General features: G+C 60.3%; 19 protein-coding genes and 1 tRNA gene. 10 read left to right on the top strand and 10 right to left on the bottom strand.

Translation table 11 applies throughout. The features are described 5' to 3' along the window. Positions 1-26: 26 nt before the first annotated feature. A complete protein-coding gene (locus H9L13_RS05085) occupies positions 27-284 on the bottom strand; it encodes a hypothetical protein (RefSeq protein WP_187540462.1) in 258 nt (85 codons plus the stop codon). A gap of 222 nt (positions 285-506) precedes the next feature. Here H9L13_RS05085 and H9L13_RS05080 point away from each other — a divergent pair, with 222 nt between their 5' ends. Then, a complete protein-coding gene (locus H9L13_RS05080) occupies positions 507-671 on the top strand; it encodes a hypothetical protein (RefSeq protein WP_187539589.1) in 165 nt (54 codons plus the stop codon). Between the two features lie 9 nt (positions 672-680). Here the strand turns inward: H9L13_RS05080 and H9L13_RS05075 are convergent, their stop codons facing one another. The 3 genes from H9L13_RS05075 to H9L13_RS05065 all read right to left on the bottom strand — a co-directional run bounded on the left by H9L13_RS05075 (position 681) and on the right by H9L13_RS05065 (position 2,324). Beyond that, entirely contained in the window at positions 681-1,397 is a 717-nt protein-coding gene (locus H9L13_RS05075; RefSeq protein WP_187539587.1) for a Crp/Fnr family transcriptional regulator, read from the bottom strand. A 120-nt stretch (positions 1,398-1,517) separates the two neighbouring features. Then, positions 1,518-1,772 (bottom strand): DUF6894 family protein, encoded by a 255-nt coding sequence (locus tag H9L13_RS05070; protein ID WP_223176483.1) that lies wholly within the window; start codon positions 1,770-1,772, stop codon positions 1,518-1,520. Between the two features lie 45 nt (positions 1,773-1,817). Then, positions 1,818-2,324 carry a hypothetical protein gene (locus tag H9L13_RS05065; RefSeq protein ID WP_187539586.1) on the bottom strand — a complete coding sequence of 169 codons (507 nt, stop codon included), beginning with the start codon at positions 2,322-2,324 and terminating at the stop codon, positions 1,818-1,820. A gap of 103 nt (positions 2,325-2,427) precedes the next feature. Between H9L13_RS05065 and H9L13_RS05060 the strand changes: the two genes are divergently transcribed. Continuing rightward, positions 2,428-2,504 (top strand) — tRNA-Arg (locus H9L13_RS05060). A gap of 402 nt (positions 2,505-2,906) precedes the next feature. After that, positions 2,907-3,710 (top strand): DUF3800 domain-containing protein, encoded by an 804-nt coding sequence (locus H9L13_RS05055; protein ID WP_187539584.1) that lies wholly within the window; start codon positions 2,907-2,909, stop codon positions 3,708-3,710. 1,173 nt (positions 3,711-4,883) lie between these two features. On the opposite strand, the gene H9L13_RS05050 is transcribed toward H9L13_RS05055, so the two are convergent. Further along, on the bottom strand, positions 4,884-5,207 hold the full coding sequence (locus H9L13_RS05050) for an excalibur calcium-binding domain-containing protein (protein ID WP_187539582.1): 324 nt from the start codon (positions 5,205-5,207) through the stop codon (positions 4,884-4,886). An 87-nt stretch (positions 5,208-5,294) separates the two neighbouring features. Here H9L13_RS05050 and H9L13_RS05045 point away from each other — a divergent pair, with 87 nt between their 5' ends. The 3 genes from H9L13_RS05045 (at position 5,295) to H9L13_RS05035 (ending at position 6,673) form a co-directional block, all read left to right on the top strand. Continuing rightward, complete coding sequence (locus tag H9L13_RS05045; protein WP_187539580.1) at positions 5,295-5,492, top strand: hypothetical protein; 198 nt, start codon at positions 5,295-5,297, stop codon at positions 5,490-5,492. Between the two features lie 6 nt (positions 5,493-5,498). Further along, positions 5,499-6,089 (top strand): AbiU2 domain-containing protein, encoded by a 591-nt coding sequence (locus tag H9L13_RS05040; protein WP_187539579.1) that lies wholly within the window; start codon positions 5,499-5,501, stop codon positions 6,087-6,089. Between the two features lie 356 nt (positions 6,090-6,445). Next, positions 6,446-6,673 carry a hypothetical protein gene (locus H9L13_RS05035; protein WP_187539577.1) on the top strand — a complete coding sequence of 76 codons (228 nt, stop codon included), beginning with the start codon at positions 6,446-6,448 and terminating at the stop codon, positions 6,671-6,673. Between the two features lie 119 nt (positions 6,674-6,792). Here H9L13_RS05035 and H9L13_RS05030 read toward each other — a convergent pair whose 3' ends face one another. Beyond that, positions 6,793-7,032 carry a DUF6894 family protein gene (locus H9L13_RS05030; RefSeq protein WP_187539575.1) on the bottom strand — a complete coding sequence of 80 codons (240 nt, stop codon included), beginning with the start codon at positions 7,030-7,032 and terminating at the stop codon, positions 6,793-6,795. A gap of 71 nt (positions 7,033-7,103) precedes the next feature. Then, a complete protein-coding gene (locus tag H9L13_RS05025) occupies positions 7,104-7,388 on the bottom strand; it encodes a hypothetical protein (RefSeq protein WP_187539573.1) in 285 nt (94 codons plus the stop codon). Positions 7,389-8,747: 1,359 nt separating this feature from the next. Between H9L13_RS05025 and H9L13_RS05020 the strand changes: the two genes are divergently transcribed. Together H9L13_RS05020 and H9L13_RS05015 are read left to right on the top strand one after the other, a co-directional pair. Then, positions 8,748-9,767: a hypothetical protein gene (locus H9L13_RS05020; RefSeq protein ID WP_187539571.1), complete on the top strand. Its 1,020-nt coding sequence runs from the start codon at positions 8,748-8,750 to the stop codon at positions 9,765-9,767. 51 nt (positions 9,768-9,818) lie between these two features. Beyond that, on the top strand, positions 9,819-10,526 hold the full coding sequence (locus tag H9L13_RS05015) for a hypothetical protein (RefSeq protein ID WP_187539569.1): 708 nt from the start codon (positions 9,819-9,821) through the stop codon (positions 10,524-10,526). Between the two features lie 61 nt (positions 10,527-10,587). Here the strand turns inward: H9L13_RS05015 and H9L13_RS05010 are convergent, their stop codons facing one another. Then, on the bottom strand, positions 10,588-11,196 hold the full coding sequence (locus H9L13_RS05010; protein WP_187539567.1) for a hypothetical protein: 609 nt from the start codon (positions 11,194-11,196) through the stop codon (positions 10,588-10,590). Between the two features lie 338 nt (positions 11,197-11,534). Between H9L13_RS05010 and H9L13_RS05005 the strand changes: the two genes are divergently transcribed. Both H9L13_RS05005 and H9L13_RS05000 read left to right on the top strand, forming a co-directional pair. Beyond that, positions 11,535-11,900: a hypothetical protein gene (locus tag H9L13_RS05005; protein ID WP_187539565.1), complete on the top strand. Its 366-nt coding sequence runs from the start codon at positions 11,535-11,537 to the stop codon at positions 11,898-11,900. A 110-nt stretch (positions 11,901-12,010) separates the two neighbouring features. Then, a complete protein-coding gene (locus H9L13_RS05000; protein ID WP_187539564.1) occupies positions 12,011-12,472 on the top strand; it encodes a hypothetical protein in 462 nt (153 codons plus the stop codon). Positions 12,473-13,600: 1,128 nt separating this feature from the next. Here H9L13_RS05000 and H9L13_RS04995 read toward each other — a convergent pair. Beyond that, positions 13,601-13,786 carry a helix-turn-helix transcriptional regulator gene (locus H9L13_RS04995; RefSeq protein ID WP_187539562.1) on the bottom strand — a complete coding sequence of 62 codons (186 nt, stop codon included), beginning with the start codon at positions 13,784-13,786 and terminating at the stop codon, positions 13,601-13,603. A 597-nt stretch (positions 13,787-14,383) separates the two neighbouring features. After that, positions 14,384-15,571, bottom strand: coding sequence for a tyrosine-type recombinase/integrase (locus H9L13_RS04990; RefSeq protein WP_187539560.1), 1,188 nt, complete (start codon positions 15,569-15,571; stop codon positions 14,384-14,386). Positions 15,572-15,800: the final 229 nt, after the last annotated feature.

Here is a 15,800-nt window from a genome sequence, read left to right as displayed (position 1 = left end):
CTGAAAATCCGTTTTCTAGCGATCGGTTAAGCGGCGTTGAGCTCCGCATAGCTGGGGCGGCGGCCGCTCCAGAATACCGGGGTCGCGGCTGGGCCATGCGTGCCCGCTTCGCGCAGCGGCAGCGCGGTCGAGCAGAACGCGCATTCGGCCGACATGCGGCCAATCAGCCAATGGGTGCGGCCGCAGCCCGGGCAGTGGTTGATCTCACCATCGTGATAGACGGCATGGTAGCCACGCGCATTGGGGTTGAAGGGAACGCGGCGAAGGTCGGTCGAGCTTAGCATGGTGCCATCCTTTGAAACCATTTCCCGGCCCAACGAGCGTCGAGTCGTTAGGTTTCATCGATGATCCGTGAATCGCGACCGACTGTCACGGAAGTGCAACGGTCTGTGCCAGCCCGGGACAAAGACGGCGTTTCGGCACGCTGCAGCCAGCGAGCCTGTGGATATTTACGAATCGTTAGGTCTTTGCGCGCGAAAGTCTTCGAACCAGAGGGGGGCGCGCAAGTGGAGTCGGACGAGCGCTATTACCGCCGCAGGGCGGTCGAGGAACGGATGGCGGCGCAACGCGCAGTGACCGAAACGGCACGCGCCTGGCACGCCAAACTGGCTGAAGATTATGCCGCCCGTGCCGGGCCCCTGCCGATTTACGCGGCGTCGATCAGCGCCTGACCCGGGCGCCTAGAGCGGCGCCTTTCCCAGATAGAGATAGCTGTCGTCGAATTCGGCGATGTTCCGCAGCGCAGCGACGTCGCGCATGGTAACCTGGCGCCGGTCGAGCTGGATGAGGCCGCGCTTGCGCAACTCCTGGATCGTCCGGTTGACGTGCACCGTGGTCAGGCCAAGGCAGTCGGCAAGCTCGTTCTGAGTCATCGGAAAATCGAACGTCATGCCGTCCGACAAGCCCGCGACCTCCAGCCGGATCGAAAGTTCGCACAACAAATGCGCGACTCGGGCCAGCGCCGAGCGCCGCGCCATCGATACCGTCCATTCACGGTTGATGGCGGCATCGAGATTGGTTTCAGACCACAGGATCCGGGCCAGGCGGGGATTTCGCTCCATCAGGTCCTTCAACCGCGCGTGCGGCACGATGGCGAGCCGGCATTCGGTAAGCGATACCACCTCGTGGTCGAGACGGCCGAGCGTGAAGCTGTGCAGGTCGGCAAAGTCGCCGGGGACGTGCAGGCCGGTGAACTGGCGTGACCCGCTGCGCAAATCCTTGACCCGCGCCAGCCAGCCGTCGAGCAGCAGGGTGCTCTCGTGTAGGGGCTCCCCGGCGCGAATGACGACCTCGTCGGGCCCGACCCGGCGATGCTCCGCAACCATGTCGCAGAAGGCTGCTTCCTCGGCGGCGCTTACGTCATGGCGCCGCCTTAGCTTGCGGAAATGGCTGTCCATCGAAGAGATTTGCCCCACATCAACGCACACAAGGCGCGAACAGCCGCGCCTGTGGATTTCCCTAACGTGGCTTAGCCGGGAGCGCGATTAACCTGGATTATTTTCAAGAACTGCGGGCACTTAGCCGTTGATCTCGATCGCGTCGCGGAACACGACGGTCGCTACCCGCTGCCCATTTTCATCGGTGATTTCGACGCTGTCGCCGAGGCTGAGAACGCCGCGCTTCACATCCTCGGCCATGATCTCGCGCGCGCCGCGAACTGCGGTGTCCCGGGCGGCGTCCAAACTGGCAAACTCCTGCCCTTCATCGTCGCGCAGGAACTCGCCATCACGCAGGCTAAGAAAATAACGCGGCAAGGTGCTGCGAAAAAGCACAGGCGGGGCCGAGGTTCCCGCATTCTTAACTTGAATTAACCGCCGTTACAGTCCGAGCCGGACTTGAATGGCGTCGAGGCGGGCCGACTGGCGCCGGTCGATGGCCCCGACCTCTGCCGCTGCATCGGTGATGGCGGCGAGGTCGGCAGGCGCCAATCCTCCCTGCGATTGCAGCGCCGAGGCGCCGAGCGCGTCGATATCCCCGAGGGCGCGCGTGGTCTGCGCGCGTGCGGCCACCGCCGCCGACAGCGCCTCTTGCGAGACGGTCCAGCTCTCGCTTCCCCGCGCACCCGCGCTCGCGGCGAGCTGCTCGGCGCGCGCGGCCGCCGGGGCGAAGGCGGCATCGCCCGATTGCGCTTGCGCGACCAGCGCCTGCAAGCGCGCCGCAAGTGACGCGGTCACGGGCCGGTTGTTGACCGGGGCTTCGACCGGCACGCGCGGATCGATCGTCTCGGTCGCGCGGGGCTGGAGCGACGGTGACGCGCCCCGCGGCCCGGCGCAGGCGGCAAGGATGGCGAAAGCCAGGAGAGTGAGTGGTCGAACGCCGTGCATCGCCTCGCTCTAGGTGCGCGTTTGGCGGCGGGCAATCGGATAGGGTTGCTTCAAACCGGGCACCACCTTATGTCGCCCGCTCCCGGCTCCTTTGGGAGTCCGCGCGCCCGTAGCTCAGCTGGATAGAGCACCAGACTACGAATCTGGGGGCCGGAGGTTCGAATCCTTCCGGGCGCGCCATTTTTCCGCCATTCCTGAAGATACCTTGCCAGATCCAGGTATCCCATAGGTATCCCGGCAGCCATTGGTTTGGTGTTGCGGAGGATCTCACGCGCGCGCGCGCGAGTTTGTGGCACAGCTCGGGCAGAGACCGGGTGATGCCCTTCAGCGAGCACCCGTGAGAGCGCTGCGAGGCGGGTTACGTTGTCAATGTTGGACTCGTGCTCCTGTTTTGTCACAGGACCTGTTAGCGAGCACCGACCTGCCGTCCAACAGCGCGTTGCTCCGGCCCGCCATCGCTCATTGCGTTCCTTCTTCATCGCCTTGTACGGCTTGTGCGGCGTTGCCAGCATCCGCTTCAGCGCGGCTTCGCGCGGAGCCAGCGTTTCCTCTACGGAATGGGTTTCGTTATCGGACTAAGTCATGGCGCATAGCTTCATAGCCTACATTGATGAGTCGGGGGATGACGGCCTCAGCGGGCGCTACCGCGAGCCGGGACGGCGGGGAGGCTCGTCGCACTGGCTTACGCTCTCAGCTTCAATCTGGCGGTATTCACGAGACCTTGAAGCAATCGAGTGGCGGGACGCCATAAGGAACCAGCTCGGACACCAGGTTCGAAAAGTGCCGCTTCACTGCAAGGACTTCAACCACCAGCAGAAAGTGATGGCTGCCCACACGCTTCGCGCCAAGCCATTCAGGACCATCTGCGTTCTGGCAAACAAGGCCAGCATCCCCGAAGGGACCTACGTCGGAAAGAACCAGCTCTATTTCTACATGTGCCGCTACCTAATCGAGCGGATCTCATGGTTCTGTCGGGCCGCACGGCCCAAGGTTCCCGAAGGCGACGGGCGAGCAAAGATGATCTTCTCCCGCCGGGGTGGCCTTTCATACCCCAACTTCATCGACTATCTGCGCCGCCTTCAAGCGTTCGACGACCCGGAGAACATCCAGATAAACTGGATGGTTATCGACGCAGAGGGCATCGAGGCGCGTGACCATTCGACAAGGGCCGGGCTGCAAATAGCGGACATCATGGCGACCTGTGTGACAGCCGGACTTGAGCCGGACCTCTATGGCAATCAGGAGCGCCGCTACGCCGAGATATTGAAGCCGCAGCTATACGAGCGAAACGGCAATTATCTCAGTTATGGGGTCAAAATGTTCCCGCACCCCGACCAGCTTGAGCTGAACGAGCAACAGCGGGCTTTCGTTGACCTTTTTAGGTGAAGTGAGGCGGCTCCCCGGCCCATGATTGCGGTGTTACCCGCCTGCAGCCTTTCGGGTGCTCTGGGTGGTTCCGGCGCATAGCCGCCTCTAGCTCTACATAGTCTTTCCCAGACTTACTCACAATAGCGTCCACACCTGCGTTGACATCGTCAGAAAGGCAGTGGGCGCGAGACACTCGCGCGCGCGCGCGCCTGCGCGAGTTTGTCCGTTAAATGGGAACTGACCGGCAACTGCGGGTCCTGCCCCGCAGTACTTTTGCGGCACCTGTATGACTTACCAGCCGCCAGCATCGGCCCACTGACGGCCCACAGCTCGCCCGGGAAGCGCTACTGCAAACCGCAGAAGAGCCGCGACCAGGCGCCGATGGATCATGGGCAAGGGTGCGTCCTCCAGTATTGCGGCCAGCGCACTGCGCCGCCCGATCGCACGACCGCGCACGATAGATTGCCGAACTCAGGCGAGGTGCACCAAGCAGCTGTTCTCGATCGCCCTGCCGAGCCATCAGAGCGGCAGGTGAGCCTTGCTGATTTCACAATAACGTGACCTTCTGGTCGAACGCCCCGCTTCCCCCAAGAAGCCGGACTAGACGATCGCGAGCCTCTCTTGCGTCGACCGTCGGACACGCTGGTTACGCTTGCATGTGCCATCCATTTCGCGCGCCGCGACGCCTGCAATCCGGATCTTGGGCCCCTCGGCGCACCAGATTGGGTCGTCACCGTCCCACACAACAGTTGGCGTGCATGAGAACGACTGCCCGGCTGGAATGACCTGAGCATCGACTTCACCAGGCGGCAGGAAATTGGAGGCGATTACCGCGAGCGTGAGTGTGGCTAGGAAGCGCACGGCAAGATCATTCTTCCGAGTCCAATTCGTCTTCCGCTAGTGTCTCGAGAGTTGCGGCATAGGTTTCGCAGCCTTCCACGAATGACTGACTATCGCCGGAACATTCCGACGGGTCAGTCACACCTTCCTCCTTTGCCCAATCAAAACCAGCGTCATGGCCACCGCAGTCGTCCGTGCAATCGCTCGTGTCGCCAACATCTTGAAAGGTGGCGCCGGAGAGTTGGTCTTGAGCGGTCTCATAGGCTTGGTCGATGTCGTCATCCGAAGGCTCGGAACTACAGGAGGCGCATGTTGCCAGAGCAGCAGCGAGGACGAATGCCCCAGCCCGGCTCACTCGCAGCCCACTCCGTCCCCGTCCCGATCCAGATGCCGCCCGTAACCGGGATCACCCTCCCGCACGGGCGCGGCGCCGGCGACACGCGCTGCCGAGCAATTCCGGAACGCTCCTGACAAGCTGCTGACGGCGCCAAAGCTGCGCGCCTTCGAGGCAGATCGTGCCGAGCCACCGCCGCGGTGGCAGTGGTAGTCGCCAGTCTTTCGGTTGTTGTGGCAGCCCTCGGAATTGAGGCCGCCGCCATGCGCGCTCGCCCCCGACGAAAACGATGGAAGCGAAGCAGCAATAACCGCTGCAACAACAAGTAGATAACGACTCATAAAGCCCCCCGGCCTTGAACGATGGAGGCTCTAGCCAAACTGACGTAGAGTCAACCTGCCGTCCGGCGGGTAGGCTGAGGAACACAAGTGAAGTCGATCCCCATCCTCGATGAGCCGCCTGAAGAGCCCTGCGACGACGGCTACTGCCTGCCACTCGACGATTGGAACGAGATGGCAGACTTGGCCGAGCACTTGGCCATACTCGACGCGCAGTACATGCCGAGGCAGCGAATACGCACCTTCCTGGAGGAAGGGGCGATCTCGTCAACCACAAAGGTTCTGTGATTTCGCATGGTCAAAAAGCATCATGGGATAGGCTTCCAAGCGCTGAACCAGGCACGGACGGCAACACACGCTCGCGACTTCCTCGCCGGATATCGAGAGCTTGTGGTCGCCGACAACGCCCTTGCGTCCGCCTTTCACAACTACGGCGAGCTATTCAGCGTCGCTCGAAAAGCTATGCGGGAGATGGCCATCATCAATACCGCTTCCGTCCTGGACAAGCAGCCGCATTCGACGGGCATGCTGAGCTTGATCAAGGAGGTTAAAGTTGAACGTCCGGATCTAAGCGAGCTTTGCGGTGAGCTGAAAGTTCGCCTCGACGCTCATAAGGCCACTTTCGCGAACGCTGTCGTGATCCGCAGCAACATCCTCGCGCACCGCAGCAAGCAGCTCACATATAAGGAAGTGCATGAGAAGGCGGCTTTGTCAGATGAAGCTTTGGGCGCGGCGATCGAGGCGTGGTTAGCCGTCGCGCAAGAGCTGTCCCGCGCTACTCGAGGCGAAGTTTGGTCCGCCACTTTGGACGCGGGCAGCGCTGCGAGACGGCTTCTGAACGATATTGCCTCAGGGGTCATCAGTCGGTCTGATCAGCATGGCTAATTGCTGCTTCTCCGTCTTTGCTCACTCCGATGTTCCCGAGTCGTTCTCACCGCGCTAGCGGCGAGGGATGTCGACAAAGCACGTCCGCACGTCCGCCGATCTAGTCCGCTTCAAATGCGCCTTGCGGATCGAATGCGACGGGTGCGGCAACGCAAAAACGCTGGACGGTTTCGAGGTTGCTAAGCAACTAGGCACGGGAACCCTTGCTGAAATTCAAATCCGTCTAAAGTGCTCCCTGTGCGGGAGGAAAGGGGCAAAGCTCGCAGTGTTGTCGCCGCCCGCGGCTCGATAGATAAGATACGGCTCTCTTAGACAGGGGGCTCCTCATGACACTACATACAGTCGGACCGGCCAGCATGCCTGAGGACGAGCACAAAATTGGTTCTGCGTATCAAACCTGGCTGATGCCGGTTTATGTAGCCGCGCCTTTCGCTGTCGCGAACTGGGTTGAAGACACCAGATGGCTGATCGCACTGGGCGTCGCAGGGGGCCTTGCCATGCTACACGAAATTGGCGGGCGCCTGTATGATCTCTGTATCCGGCTGCGTCGCACGAACATCCTGCTCGCCGAACGCGCTAAATAAACTCGCGCTTGAAAGCTTCGGCATCGTCATGATGCTCTAGCCCGATCACCGTGCGCCGCGGTTGCGTGTCGATCATAGACCGGGCCCGGCTGACGTCTGCTTTCGACCCATTCCGGACCTTACGGACGTATCTCGACGCAAGCACGGAATGGTAGGGCGAGCTTCAACTGGCCGTCCTCACCATGGATGTCGATCCGATGACTGAGGGTGATCTGGCCCTCGGTGCGAACGTCCTCGGCCATGAGAGCGCGGCAAGCGAGCGTGGCTTCAGCTTGCGCGGCTTCAAGCGACGGAAGTTCTCGGCCTACGTCATCATGAACGTTCACTGCGTTGTGCAGGTGAAAGAAAAAGCGGGGCATGGGTCACTCCTTTGAACGCGGAGCAACCGACACTCGGACGTCTATGAAAATGGCGTCCAGAAGAACGCTTGCTAGGCCTTCCGGTTCTCTGGTCGACTAACGTCATCGGGTAGTTCGGTCTCAAGCTGGTGCTTCACTTCTTTGAGCTTGTGCCTCTGTTCGAGAAGCTGGGAGGCTAGATCGAGAGCAGCAAACTGTCGGACCCTTCGGTGCAAGCACCAAAGCTCCATACCGAGTGCGCCCTGCCTGGTCTCCGCCAGTTTCACGGCCTGCGCGTCATCTTCTGCGTCGAACTCTTCGAAGCCTTCGATGTGGCCGGAAAAACTGCTCATAAAGTAGAGACGATAGTAGCTCATCGTTGCCCCGCTTCTGACGGGAGCGCGACGAATGTCTCTCAGTCGCCAGCATGCCGAATCGACTGGCGATGACACACCATACCCCTCAAACCGTGATTTCCCTAACCATTTAAAAAACAACCCTTTTTGTCAGCCCCGACGAAGATGAGGTCTTCGTCCGCTTCCCGGCGTCGGAACCGAGCTGCGGTGAATCCGTTTCCGGCCTTACCATCCGTTTCCAATCCCCCCGGTTGCGGTTTGGCTGTTCCATCGGCTCCGCGTATCCTCCGGTGCGCGGGGCCGCTCTTTTGAGGCAGCATGGCGAGCAAACCCGAAGAGCCCAAGGCGGCCAGCCTTAGCGAAGCAAGCCGTCAGTGTCGGCGCGCAATCGAGGACTGCGACGCGCTACTCAGGCGCACCGATGAGATGCTGCGCCGTAGCCAGCAGGACAACGGTCCACGCCACCCCAACTGACGTGCGGCTCGCGTCAATCCAAACTGTCCTTCAGGCGGTCGAGTAGCCGTGCTCGCGAAAGCCACTGTTGGGCACTTGCTTCGAGCACTCGCCGCTGGTTTTCAGATGTGGCGTTCTTCGCGTTTTCAAGGTCCAGCGCCGCACGCCTCCGGCATTCTTCAGGGTCGTGCCGTTTGACGAAGCGCTCGCGCTCGGCGCGATATCTGTCCGAAAACGAGTTTTCCTCCCTCGACTGTCGCGACATTCGGCCTCGCCCCGAAAACGAGAAGCGGCCCAACGAACATTTCGCTGGACCGCCACTCAGCCCACCCCGGTCAACTCGCACTCGCGAGACGCGAGTAGAACGTTGGGCTTCGCAGTGTAACTACAAGACGTCAGCGAGGTTCCTCCGAGGCAGAAAAGGCTAATGTCTGCTTTCCACCCAAAGCAGACATTTCCCGGTTGAAGAGGGGACTAGCCACTCGACTGCTCGGACGCTCTCGAACTAGGCGACGATCTCTCTCGCGTGTGAGATCCTCTTCAAAGTCCACCCCGCCGGGGGCTTGGACCGCGGCGTGCGCTTGAGCTGAAAAAAGGGTGTTTTTGCCGGGTTGGCTACCTATGGTTGATACCTAAGGGCGAGTTGGTCGTGCTGCTTACAGAGTAAATAGAGATGAGGGCACCAGACCATTGATCTGCTGCCCTGCCTTGCGATGGCCTTGCGCGCGTCCGCGTGCGTGCGACTTTGTCCCATAGTCCGACGGCCAGGCGGTTTGCTTGTTCGGCTAAAGTCGGCTCGAACAGGTTGCCGACGTCGCGTCCAATACGGCCCGCGCGAAAGGTCTCCCGGCCTTAGGTCATTGACTTTCGATTGGTACGTTGCAGGATATCTCCCGCGGACGCGAGGGCGTTTCGCGGGGATTGGTCATGAACGCGTACGACGAACCGCGCGGGTGGTCGCGCAGCCGTGCCGCTGCGATTTTGGACAAGGCCGAGAGCTTCTACCTACGCGTCTTGCGCGCCGTCATCTTGGTGATTGCCACGCTGCTGCTTGTCTATGCCGCATGGCTGGCCGCCTCGAGTGCTTACAAAATCAGCAAGTCGCCCGAGTCGGTTGTCGAGGAGGAGGCGGTGGTCGCACCCGACGAGTTGACGGACGCTCAAATGCCGACGACTCAAACAAGTCCTTCGAAAACGGCGAACGGCCCGCGAGTGAACCCCTCTCAAAACGCGTTCTATTCGTCTTTCGTGGACCGATATTACTCTTTGTACAGGTCCGCCTTCGAGCCATACCGACAGCGCGAGGACAAGCAGCTTTCGAAGGCTGAATTCGACGGCGCCTACGTCAATACGGCGGCTCGGCAAGAGGCCATTCGCAAGGGTGAGCTTAACTTTGATAATGATCGCAAAGACCTTGAAACACTTCTAACCGTCATGACCGAAGCGGCTGCGAAACCCGATACGATCCAGCGGCTCAAACGCTACCAGGCTGCGCGAAAGGTTCCCGTGAAGGAACGGGTCCAAAGAAGTAGAACAACGATGCAGCAAGGATGGGACTCCACCAGCACCGCGTGCGAAAACTGGTACGAGACGCCGATGGGCTGCCCCGCTCAGCGAGCTGTCGAGGTCCCCTATACCGAGACGATCACGACTATGCAGTATCCAGAGGGCACGCAGTCGCACACCCAAATCTTTAGGGCGTTTCAGGACCGCTTTTTCGAGCTGTTGGAGCAACGCCGTAACGCGAACGCCTCGAAAGCGGAGGCAGACCGCCAGAGCATTTTGAGCGGCATCGCGGAGGGACAGCTTTCGCTTATGACGGCTCTACAGATCTTGGGTGCCTTCCTCGTGCTTATGTTCTTTTTCCTCCTGATTGCGATTGAGCGGCATCAAAGGAAGCTAGCGGGCGAGCGCCTCCTATCGACAACAGAGGAGGTGGCTGCCTAACAGGCAGTGGGAGCGGGTGCAGTGCGACCACGCCGTCTCGTCTTAGCCGGTATGGTAGGTGTCGCGCTGACCGCGTGCGAATTCCTGCCAGGATCAAAAGAGTATCGAGCAGAGCGAGCTAAGCGTGCTGTTGCAAAGCTGCTGCTCGATCCCTCGTCTGCTCAATTTAGAAATGTTCAAGTACGCGGGCAATACGTCTGCGGGGAGATCAACGGTAAGAACCGCATGGGCGGGTTCGTGGGGTTCACTCGCTTCGTCGTGCAGCTCGATGGCCAAGAAGCCCAGCTCGATCCCGAGTTCAACTTTGCCGACCTTCTTAGTGCCGAAGACTCCTGCCGGGCGCTTACAGGCAATGAGTACGCAAGCATTTCCACTCAGTTATCGGCCTGCAATGGTGCCGAAGAGCAGCGCGGTACCGCAGCCTTGCAGACCCTATTCGATCAGCACTGGAGCAAGCGCTGTGAGTTTGCATCAAGATCGTCAGTTTACCGGCCACCGCTGGCCGATTCTGGGGCGATAGACGAGCAGCCTGCCGCCAATGTGTCAGTGGGCCACAACATCGATGGGACCCTTGATAACTCTGCGACGGTCCTGGTTGACGAAGAGGGCATGCCTGTACGTCCACAGCCGGACCGAGAGCTTCAACAGCGGCCCGCCCCTTCTGAAACCGATCCAAGCTCGCAATCGCTTGATCAGGTGCTGCCGCCACAGCAGCAGCCTGGCGAAGAAACTTCGTCAGATAAGCCTGAGCCGAATTAGCTCAACTGATCGGCCAGCCAGCTGTTGCCACAACATGCTGGCACAATCGGATCGCCCGCCGCTAGTGGCCGTTGTATTCAGTGTACATCTTCTTCCTGGTCACGTCGTAGTAAACGGCAGTTTCGGCGCCGCACTCCGTACAGGAAGAGAAGCTGAATAGAGGAACATCAGGGCCTTTGCCTTCAGGCCTGTTCAGGAACGCCGTCCAGATCGGTACGGAGGCTCCATTCCTCTCGCCAGGCCCCATTGGTCTAAAAAGCAAAATGTCCGATGTTTTAACATCGGTAACCAGGACTGCAGCACCCCGGTTGTCCGCATCATCACAATCTTCATAGAGGACGCTTTGTGCGACGACGCGGCGACCGTCCGGAGTGCGCGCTTGTACCCGCCATCGGACTGACGGCAGCGTCGCTGAGATGCTATCCTGCGTCGATGGATCGACGCCGACGTAGGTGTCGTTTTGCACCTCGGTCAGCGCGCAGATCTTGTAAGTGTGGTAAGTTTCCGTCTCTTCAATGTGCTTCGTAAGTCCGGCTACGGTAACGCCGCCAGCCACTCGACCTGTGACGCGGCCCTTTGCGCTTGATGCATTCCACCAAGCTTCTCCACGACCTTCTGATATGAAGACGGTCGGCGCCGCAGAAGCGCTGGCACTTACGACGATAGCCAATGCTAGGGCTACTCCCCTACGCAACTCGCCCTCCTTCAACCGGACTCCCTTCTGATGGCATTTTCAGGCTCGTCAAGGCTGGGAAACTGGGAGGCGAACGCGACGAGCGATGCCGCCGCCAAGGAACCGAAGCCGCTCCCGTCGGCTACTGCCAGCAAGTCGCTCAAGCGGACCCGCCCGGGAGGTCGGCTCCAGGTAAGCTGCACGGGAAACTCGCGCGGGCGCGTGCGTGCGCGCGAGTTTGTGTTAAAGTTGCTCTCCGCTCGACGGCGGAAAGGGGACATCAAGTTATGATCGGTGGTGCAGGAGGACAGGCAGCCATACCATCGCCAAGGAGGATGACCATCGTTCGCGCCTGGTGTCTTGCATCCTTGCTGGCGGTCAGCTCGCCAGCGTCGGCCCAATCCATAGACGCGGCTATTGAAGTCAAAGAGGGTGCGGCAGCCACCCTGCGGGCCGACATGGAGGTTGGCCTCGTTACGGGTCTCACTGGGGAACTCCAAGACGAAACGTGGTACGTCGCGGGCGCTTGTTCAAACCGTCCCAGCGTCTCCGTAGCGTTCAACATCGGGCTTTCCGCGTCTCTAGAGGAGCGCACCGTTGGGCTGTCGCGTAGCCGCCTTACTGCCGATAAGGTCATATGCATCACCAACACCGACAATCTAAGCGACGAGATGCTGGAAGTTCTTGGCTTGGAGCAGTAAGGAAGAATACCCCCCTCAGATGGACGCAGCGCATCCGCGCGGCCTCAAATTTCCGACGATGCGCCTAAAGCGGACACTCGTCTCGCGCGCGTGCGCACGCGCGCGAGTTTGTGCTCCAGCTCATCCAGCGCAGGGTGCTTTTCAGCGAAGCTGCCGGAGTGGCGATCAGGTTGAAGGCTCATCGGGGCAAGCCTAAGCGCACGGGCAACTATTCCGAGTTGCCGATGAAAGCGACCGACACGGAATTGCCGAAGGGACGACGAAAACGGGGCTATGTAATGCTCATTCTGCTGATGACCGCACAAGCTCTCCAAATAGAGAAAATGCCAAGTGCTACCTATTCCAGCGCCAAGCCTGACAAGGAATTGGCCAACTGCATCGCCTACAAAATGAGCGAACGCGGCCCATCTTCCCCGTCGATCTACGAGATAGACTCGGCGTTCATTGTTCGCGTCACCGCTAACCAGCCACACTTTACGGCGCATATTCAGGGCGGTGCGGTGCGGGTTTGGGGAAACGCTCTCGACGGCTATGGAAAGGGGATGCGGAGTGCGGTCGAGAGCTGCCTGTAACCGCAGCGCGCGGCTACATGGAGCGATTATCGTTGTCTCTCGGCCAGCTGTGGCGCAGCGCGTTCGCGTTCGCTAAATGGAATTGACGGGCGGCTGCGGGTCATGCGCTGCAGTGCTTTTGAGGCCCGTGTATGGCTTACTTATAAGCAATGACGCTCTGTCACCAGGGGACGGATTTTCGACCGACGTGAAACTGCCGTTTTTTGAAGGTGGGGGTGACCGTGCGTCACCAAACGAAAGTAGGCTTGGTGATCGAGGGTCACTACGGAAGCACCTCTCTGGTGACGCACCGTCACCGCCGATTTTTCCGTGGCTGGGTTCCCAGCGTAGGTATTCATTGGTCGCGCATTTGAACGGTGGAGCCTTCCCGCTCGTGATGAAAGTCAGCCGATACTCCCGCGCGCGACGCTGCATCCATGATTCAGGCTCTGGGTCGCCGACGAGGCCCCGATCAATCAGCCGTACGATTGCCGCTGCAATTCGAGCATTATTGGGCCGAGACTTGTTCTGCCCCTTAAGGCGATCACCGATCTGCTCGTAACTGATCCCGATCGATCCGTTGTTATAGCCGTTGAACCGCCTAAGAATCTCGCCCAGCACAGCACGCTCGAAGGGGTTTAGCGACAAGTACGCCGCCGAGTCAGCGACGGCATGAGGCAGACCGCTGAGCGCACAGCCGCGTGTGTCAGCCCGGTGATCTGCTAGCGGCCTACGCCTCGCCACGACGCTTCCGCTGCTCGTCAGTGGCTAGAGTTCCTTCGACGTAGCCTACATCGCGGTCCTGGCGCACCGTCGTCACAGGAAAGCAAACCGCTACTTTCGGCTCCTCGCAGTGTCCTAGGATCGCTGTCTTGCCCCTTCCTGGGGCATCTGTGTGGATGTTTCGCATCTGGGCGAGCGCGGTTTCACGCGACATTGCGAACCACTCGCGTGGTGCGTTCGCCGGATCACGCGTTTTCATCCAGGCGGACGCGTTGGCGCATAGCGGACGCACCGGCCACAGCGGGCAAGACGAGCACGAGCAGACAGCGACGTGCTCACGCCAATTCGAACCCGCGTCGCGCGCGCAGCACTCACGGCACATTGCATCAATTGAGTCGCGAAGCGACTTGCGGGGGCGTTGGCCGCTCATTGCTGTTTCTCGTCGCGCCCCGCAATGCGATCGGAGATCCACGCCCCTATTTCGTCCTCGACCCACGCCACGGCGCGTTCGCCGATCTTAACCGGTCGCGGGAAAGTGAGGTCAGCGTAGATCGACGATCTCGAAAGACCGGTGATCTCCTTAACAGCATTCAGCCGAAGCAGTCGGTACATTGTGGCCGTCTCCGAACAAATGGAACGGCGGAGGACATACGCGCATCTACCGAACTGTTCTGGCTCCCTTATTTCCTTGATTAAACCGTACTAGATCTCGCTGCTGCCGTTGAATTCTGCGGTAGCTTTGTTCAACTTGTCTCGGCTCACCTTGGGCCGCACTTCCTCTGAGGTCTTTCGAGGCGCGCTCAAAGGCTTCCTCGTCCGTCATCTCTTGCTGTTTGTACATCCTCACGGTCGCCCACCGGTGCCGATGAACCTCCAGCCTCCGTGCCTGCCGCGTGTAGCCACCCTGGCGCCGATTTGTTGTTCTCCCGCCATGCTCGAAGGCGGTAAGCATCGCTTGATTCACAACGTCTGCGAGCCAGGCTGGGAGCGGCAGTTTGTTGTACGTGCAAAAAAGGACCGCGTACCCGGCAGCCGGGTAATAGTGATCCTGCTCCCATTGGCGCTTGCAACGAGCGAGATACATATCGCGATCGACGTGCAGGCAAGCTTCCTGATCCTTACTCATGACCATGGCTTCCGGGCAGGGAAGTAGGCTCGGACCGCCGCATTGAGCGGTCATGGTCAAGGCGGTGAAGGCATTTTCCGCAGTCATCGGAAGGCGACGACGTTCGAGCTATCCTGGCCCCCGACTGCCCTCATCAGTTCAGCGCCCCAACGATCGAGAGCCGACCGTTTTTCAGGTTCGTAGCGATGCAGGGCGTAGACCTTCGCTGTGACCCCGGCACTCGCGTGGTTTAGCACCTTGCCGACGACCTCTTCGAGCACCCCCAACCGCACCATGTTCGTGGCCGCGGTTCGCCGAAGATCATGTAAACGCCACCCTTCAATCGAGGCGCATTCATCTGCGGCGATGTACCTGTCGAGCCGGGACTTGAACTTCGAGAACCCGGCGATCCCAGTCTGCCCATCGGTCGTGAAAACATAGTCAGAGTCGTCAAGCCTCGGCAGGGCCTTCAGCAACTCAATCATCGGAGCGCTCAGGGGCACCAGATGCGCGCGGCCCGCCTTCGTATCGGCGGCCTTCAACCGCCAAGTCCCCGCGTTGAGATCGACGTTGCTCCATCTCATCGAGGCCACCTCCGAGCGTCGCTGCGCCGTGAGCAGAAGCGCGCGAACGAAGGGGCCGCCAGGAAAGCCTAGGAGCCCTGCTGCTGTCCAGATGCGCTTTGCCTCGCCCATGTCGAGCACCCGGTCCCGTGGTTCTTCCCCCTTTGGCTTAGTGAGGCCCTCTGCTGGATTGACGTCGATCCAGTCCCTGGACAGCGCGAGGCGAAAGATCGGTCGAATGGTTGCCAACACCCTGTTCGGGAGGACTGCCCCCTCGATCCCCTCAATCAAATCGCGGACCTCACTCCGCCGCAGATCAGTGACCTTCCGATCCTGCCACTTGGGTAGAACGTGCAGTTCGAGCTTTCGCTTGGCATCGTGAATGTAAGTCTGGCGCTTGCCGCTCGCGCGAAGCTTATCCAACCATAGCTCAGCTACTGCACCAAAAGTCCGTTCAAGCGCTTCCGTCCCGCCGTCACGGGCGATTGTCTTCAGAAGCCTCTCGGCAGCGGTGCGGGCGGCTCCTAGGCCCATCGTCGGATAAACGCCGACCTTCTTGTTGATCATCTTATTCCCAGCGCGAGCGCGTATGATCCAGACCTTTTTTCCGGATACGCCAATACGCAGCCGGAGGCCCGTCACCTTGAGATCGGGATGCTCTTTTTGCCCTCTGGCGGGTGGCTTTATGCTCGCCACTTTGGAGTCGGTCAGTACGACGGCCTTGGTCATTGGGACCTCCCGCTCTGCGTCGTGAAGCCATCGCGCTGTAGCCCGACCAGAATGGCCTGAGCGTGGTGGTGGTCGACGCAGCAATTGCGACCCAGGCACGGGCCATCACCGACATTCTCGGCCCACCAATCCTGCGCGGCACGAGTGCGCGCCAGGAAGGTCCAGATCGTTCCGTGATTCTCAGTTATAAAGTCGGGGTGGCTCCCCGCACTCAACCCCAACGCAAGGT

The sequence above is a fragment of the Sphingomonas lutea genome (genome assembly GCF_014396785.1).
Classification (GTDB): domain Bacteria; phylum Pseudomonadota; class Alphaproteobacteria; order Sphingomonadales; family Sphingomonadaceae; genus Sphingomicrobium; species Sphingomicrobium luteum.
The sequence above is the reverse complement of the archived record's forward strand: the minus strand, read 5'-3'. Positions and strand labels throughout refer to the sequence as shown.